Consider the following 6,066-nt stretch of genomic DNA (forward strand, 5'->3'; position numbering starts at 1 on the left):
GGGCCGCGAAAACGGGGTCGGAACAATCGGATTCGAGTTGGATCTACCCATCGGCCGCCGACCCATCCTGGCTAGGATCGCCCCCACGGGGGAGGAATCACGAAATGAGCGGACGCGTTCTAACGCTGCGCCCCGGCGAGACCCTTATGGTCGCCGGCGAGCAATCGGATGATGTATATCGGCTTCAATCGGGAGAGCTCGACGTACTCATGACCGTGGGTGACCAGACGCCAATCCGGGCCGCCCGGCTCCATGCCGGCACTCTGGTCGGGGAACTGGCTGCCCTGGCTGGAACTCCTCGCACCGCCACAATCGTGGCAGCCTCAGATTGCGAACTTCTCGGTTACTCCCGGGCGGAGTTCGAGCAGTTGATGGCCGCCGATCCGAATCTGTCGACGGAAGTAACCGAATTGGCCATCCGCCGATTGGACCACAACTCACTTCACCGATTTATCAGCCGCCACATTGGCGGACTCGGTGACGAACTCCAGCGGTCTATCGAGGAACACATAACGTGGAAACGAATTCCAGCAGGCACCACATTGAGAGACGCCGGTACGGTGGCCGAATTCGGGCACGTCGTTCTTACGGGCCGACTCCAGGGCACCACCCCCAAAGGGGTCCGAACCGAGTACGGTCCCGGAGCGTTCATCTCGCCGGAAGCGCTGCTGGCTCCTCGAGTCAGCCAGGAAACTGTGGTCGCCAGCCGGGATACGACCCTGCTCGAAGCACACAGCAGCGACTTCGAGCAGATCCTGGTCTCCCATCCGTCCGCTGTGTTGGCCATCGGCAGCGTCTTTGCCAGAGCCACTCCCGACAATCGAAAGACAGCCGCTACCACGGTTTGCATCGCAGTTACCATCGATCACTCCGGGGACCTTCTGGGCGAACTGTTGACCGAAACCCTTCGTCATGGGACCGCCGAAGTACTCTCATCCGAACGCGCAGACTCCGACCTCGACTGGCCCGGCATCGCACAGTCACCGGTCGGATCCCCCAGGGACTACCGGCTTAGCGAGTTCCTACATGCGCTGGAACTGTCGACGGACCATCTACTGCTCCACACCGACCGCGACCTGACCGAGTGGACCCGGCGGTGCATTCGCCAGGCTGACCGCTTGGTCATTGCCTGTTCCGCCCAACCCGGCGAAGCAGAGCAAAGGCGAATTTCCGAAATCCTTGGCGCGGCGGGGACGGTCCCGACCCAGAATCGGTGGCTGGCCATCATCCACCCTGTCGGTACCGAACGTCCGCGGGGCACGGCAGAATTGATGGATCGACACGGCATGAGCAACGTCGCACATGTGCTGACCGGCCGAACGAGCGACACTGCCCGATTGGCTCGACTCATCACCGGCCACAGCACCTCATTGGTGTTCGGCGGTGGTGGAGCCAGAGGTTTCGCCCATCTAGGTGTTATTCGGGCCCTCGAGGAGACGGGTGTCCCGGTGGACACCGTCGTAGGGACATCGATAGGTTCGGTACTGGCCGGTTTTTACGCGACAGGCGGGTCACATACCGAGAGTATGAAGTTAACCAAAAAGCATTTCGCCGATGTCCTGGATTACACGATCCCGGTCGTAGCCCTGATCAAAGGCGAAAAAATCGCCCATGGTCTCCGCGAGGTATTCGGCGATAGCGAAATCGAAGATCTCTGGCATCCGTTCGCATGCGTTTCAACCAACCTCACTCAGTCGACTGTGATGGTCCACCGTCGGGGCTTGGTCGCCGAATCCATTCGAGCAAGCCTGGCAATCCCCGGAATCATCCCGCCGGTCCCGTTTGGCGACGATCTACTGGTCGACGGAGGGGTCCTCAACAATCTCCCCATCGATGTTGCCGAACAAGAGTTCACTCCCGGGACGATTATCGCGGTGGATGTTGCCCCTCGAACTGGACCACATGCCCATCTCGACTTCGGAATGTCAGTTTCGGGATGGCGAGCGGCAGGCGACCGGATCAGACACGCCAACCAGTATCCAGGTACGGCGGCGATCTTGCTTCGATCCATGGTCACCGCTTCGATTCGCGAACGCGACCGCCTGGTGGAGGAGGACATCGCCGATCTGTATCTCCTGCTCCCCATCCACGAAGTCGCCATGATGGATTTCCATGAATCCCGCAAGGTCGAGGCGGCCGGCTACGAAATGTCCAAGCCCATGATCGATAAGTGGCTGGCCGAAGGCGGGTGGCCGACCGCCACCGCACCATGGCCTGTCGGGACCTGATCGTCGCCATCCTCTCGCTTGAGTCTCTCAAAACCCGGCGAATGCCCCGGCGTCTCCGTTCCGGGCAATGAACAACGTTTTGGCACTACCGATACAGGCCAGAAACATTTCAGAAATGATGTGATCGTATATTCCAGGTGTGGACGTAGAACTGTTGCGCTGGCCGGGTGAACGACAACGACGCGAGCGACTGCGGGCCAACGGCCGACCCCGCCTGCTCCTGGTCGAGCATGGAGTGGAACCACCAACCCCGTCGGACCTGCTCGAGGATTGGATACGAGTTCCGGCCGCCCGATCCGACGTGCGGGCTCGGATCGATGGCATTCTCCGGCGGGCTGAGTTCACGGCGGATGCCGAGATCAGCATTGACGACACAGGGTCACTACGCAGCGGCGCGCATCGTATCCCCCTGCCGCCCGTCGAAGCCCAAATCCTCGCCGAACTGATCGACCAGCAAGGCAAAGTTGTCAGTCGGGCCGCCCTGGTAGCCGCCGTTTGGCCAGACGATCCTCCCGATCGCAACGTTCTCGACGTCCATCTCGTTCGGCTCCGACGTCGGGTCGCCGAAGCCGGCTTGCAGATCAGGACGATCCGATCGCGTGGTCTGCTTTTGGAGCGACTCTGAACGAGCATGTTCAGGTTGTTGTCAGATAGCCGTCGCGAGTGATTCATCTCAGCCATACCCGGCTGAAAAGATCTCCCACGAATGTGACCGGCGTCACCTACGAGGAGAGATATGAAACGGAAACTGTTGACGGGGACTTCGCTCGGCATGCTGCTCGTGGCAGTTCTGGCCCAACCGGCCTTTGCCCAGAGTGAACCCGCCCCGGCCGCGCAATTCATTTTGGACAACCTGTGGGTGTTTATCGCCGGTGTGCTTGTCTTCTTCATGCAGGCTGGGTTCGCCCTGGTCGAAGCGGGGCTCACCCGATCCAAAAACGTCGCCAACATCATGATGAAGAACCTGATGGATATGTCAGCCGGTGTGCTGGCATTTGCCATCGTCGGGTTCGGCATCGGCTTTGGTGGGGCTGAACTTCTCGGAGGATGGTTCGGTTTCGGCTGGGGCATCAACGGAGTTGAAGGAACCGTGCCTATGGTCCTCAACCTTACGCCGGCAACGTTCTTCTTTTTCCAGGCGGCGTTTGCGGCTACTGCGGCCACAATCGTGTCCGGAGCGATGGCGGAACGAACCAAGTTCAAAAGCTACTTCGTATATAGCTTCTTCATCACCGCGCTGATCTATCCGGTGATCCTTCGCTGGACCTGGGGTGGCGGATGGCTTTCACAACTGGAGTTCCCGTTCTCGGACTTCGCCGGATCAACGATCGTCCATGCCACGGGCGGATGGGCAGCCATGATGGGAGCTATGATTCTTGGGCCGAGGATCGGCAAGTACGCAAAAGATGGAACACCCCGGGCCATCCCCGGCCATTCCATCCCGTTCGTAGTGCTTGGCGCCATGATCCTGTTCATCGGTTGGTTCGGTTTCAACCCCGGATCCGAGCTGGCCGCCGATGAATTCGTGACCGGCATCGCCCTCAAGACGCTTCTTGCCGGCTGCGCCGGTTCGGTGGCGGCCATGATCGTCAACTGGCTAGTCGACAAGAAACCGGACGTCTCAATGGCCGCCAACGGACTCCTGGCAGGATTGGTCGCCGTCACGGCTCCCGTCGGCACGATCGAGACGTGGGCAGCAGTCGTCATCGGAGCGCTCGGCGGCATCATCGTGGTGTTCTCGGTCAAGTTCGTCGATCGGCTCAAGATCGACGATCCGGTGGGCGCCATTTCGGTGCACGGAGTCTGCGGTACGTTCGGGACGCTGTCGATCGCTTTCTTCGCCAGGTACGACGACGCGTTCCTCGGACGGGAGAACGCAGGCATGTTCTACGGCGGTGGCATCGATCAGTTGAAGACCCAGCTGATCTTCGTCCTGGTGCATTTCGTGTTCGTTGTGGTGACGACCGGCTTGCTCTTCCTGGCCATCAAGGCTGTCATCGGTCTGCGAGTGAGCGAAGAGGAAGAACTGGCCGGACTCGACGTCATGGAACACGGCTCACCCGGATACGCTTTTGAAACAGGGCGCGGTGAGTTCGCATCCAGCTCAAGTTCCGTCGCCGGCGTCTAGGAGGAATGACATGCTTGAACTACTAACAGCCATCATCAAGACCCACCGACTGGACGAAGTGAAAGAGGCACTCGCCAACGTTGGGGTCTCCGGACTTACGGTCACCGAAGTGCGCGGCTTCGGCCGACAGGGAGGCCACACGGAGGTCTACCGGGGCGCCGAGTACAAGGTCGATTTCGTGCCGAAACTGAAAGTGGAAGTGCTGTGCGCGTCAGCCGATGTTGACAGCATCGCCGAGGCCATCGCCAAAGCAGCCGGCAGTGGGACGATCGGAGACGGCAAGATCTGGACCAACCCCGTCAATATGGCACTCCGGATCCGCACCGGCGAACGAGGAATCGACGCCGTCTAGATCTCATGTCAACCCGGCCAGGCAAAGATGAGTTGGCCTCCCCGGATACGCTCCCGGGGAGGCCAACTCGCGTTCTGGCCACTACCCCTCAAGGTCCGAAGGTAACGGTCGCCAAGAGTTCTACCGGCATCTGAAGGGCGGGTCGGTTGTGAAAGGGATGCAGCCAATGGACAATGCATACGATGGGAAGAATGAAGATGCATCCCGACGAGATCTCAACGGACGTGGCTCTGGTACGACGCCTATTGTCGGAACAATTCCCACGCTGGGCTGATCTACCGATCGAGCCAGTCATCTCTTACGGCACCGACCACGACATCTATCGTCTTGGCAAAGTCCTCGCTGTCCGGTTGCCGCGTATCCCGTGGGCCACGACGCAGGCGGCGAAGGAGGCGGAATGGCTCCCCAGGATCGCTCCCCATGTGCCACTCGCCGTTCCCGTTCATCTCGCAATGGGTCAACCGGCCGAAGGCTTTCCCTTCGCTTGGTCGGTATACGAATGGCTACCAGGCGAGGAGGCTACCGGCAGGCTTGGAGACCTAGAGCAGGCAGCGGCCGACCTCGCTGGATTCGTGAAGGCGCTGCGACTGATTGATGCGTTCGGTGCGCCAATACGCGTCCCGGGCGCCCCCTGTCGGTCCCCCCAGCGAAACGAAGTGGAGCGTCCGGGGGGAAGGGCCCCATCGCCCTAGGTGATGGGCAGGGGGACTCGTCCCCAAACAACGGCACACGCAACGAGACACTTACACAACGACACAACGACGGCGGCCTGGGTATCGCGCACTTGAACCCAGGTCGGTCACCACCGAAACGAGTGGCGTTCGGGGGAAAGATCCGTGACCGTTGGTCAATTGCAGAACGGCTTGGCATCACGGACCGACGAGTTGCAGGTCCACAAAACCGGTATCGAACACTGGCAGCTGAACGTATCTCTGGCCGACCGCAGATTCTTGAGATTTCCTTTGTGGATGGGGATTTTCGACCGGTTTTTGTCACAGCCACCTCGTATCTTTGAACCATGGAAACGCAACAGAACCCTGAGACAACCGACGGTTTGGAACGGCGACTCGTCGACGACGAACAGCTGATCGGTCGGCTTCGGGCCCGCCAAGCCGCCATCGTTGCGATCCTCGACACACGCCAGGTCGCCCTGGCCGACGGGTGCCGATCGATGTCCGAATGGGTCGCCTCGAGAGCCGACATGTCCATGCACACGGCCCGAACACTGGTTGGAACGTCCCGACGGATGGTCGACCGACCCGACATCCACCAGCAACTTGCCACCGGTCACCTCACCTACGAACGGGCCCAACAACTCACCAAACTGAACGCAACCACCGATCATGAGGTCTACGGGA

General features: G+C 60.3%; 6 protein-coding genes. All 6 read left to right on the top strand.

Features of this window, described 5'->3' with window-relative positions:
• Window positions 1-104: 104 nt before the first annotated feature.
• Window positions 105-2,228, top strand: coding sequence for a cyclic nucleotide-binding domain-containing protein (locus tag JJE47_12560; protein ID MBK5268257.1), 2,124 nt, complete (start codon window positions 105-107; stop codon window positions 2,226-2,228).
• 139 nt (window positions 2,229-2,367) lie between these two features.
• On the top strand, window positions 2,368-2,853 hold the full coding sequence (locus JJE47_12565) for a winged helix-turn-helix transcriptional regulator (protein MBK5268258.1): 486 nt from the start codon (window positions 2,368-2,370) through the stop codon (window positions 2,851-2,853).
• 111 nt (window positions 2,854-2,964) lie between these two features.
• Window positions 2,965-4,356: an ammonium transporter gene (locus JJE47_12570; GenBank protein MBK5268259.1), complete on the top strand. Its 1,392-nt coding sequence runs from the start codon at window positions 2,965-2,967 to the stop codon at window positions 4,354-4,356.
• Window positions 4,357-4,366: 10 nt separating this feature from the next.
• On the top strand, window positions 4,367-4,708 hold the full coding sequence (locus JJE47_12575) for a P-II family nitrogen regulator (protein MBK5268260.1): 342 nt from the start codon (window positions 4,367-4,369) through the stop codon (window positions 4,706-4,708).
• Between the two features lie 182 nt (window positions 4,709-4,890).
• Window positions 4,891-5,400: a phosphotransferase gene (locus JJE47_12580; GenBank protein MBK5268261.1), complete on the top strand. Its 510-nt coding sequence runs from the start codon at window positions 4,891-4,893 to the stop codon at window positions 5,398-5,400.
• Window positions 5,401-5,726: 326 nt separating this feature from the next.
• A partial coding sequence (locus tag JJE47_12585) for a DUF222 domain-containing protein (protein ID MBK5268262.1) occupies window positions 5,727-6,066 on the top strand: 340 nt, incomplete at its 3' end.

Source organism: Acidimicrobiia bacterium (assembly GCA_016650365.1).
Lineage (GTDB): Bacteria > Actinomycetota > Acidimicrobiia > Spongiisociales > JAENVV01 > JAENVV01.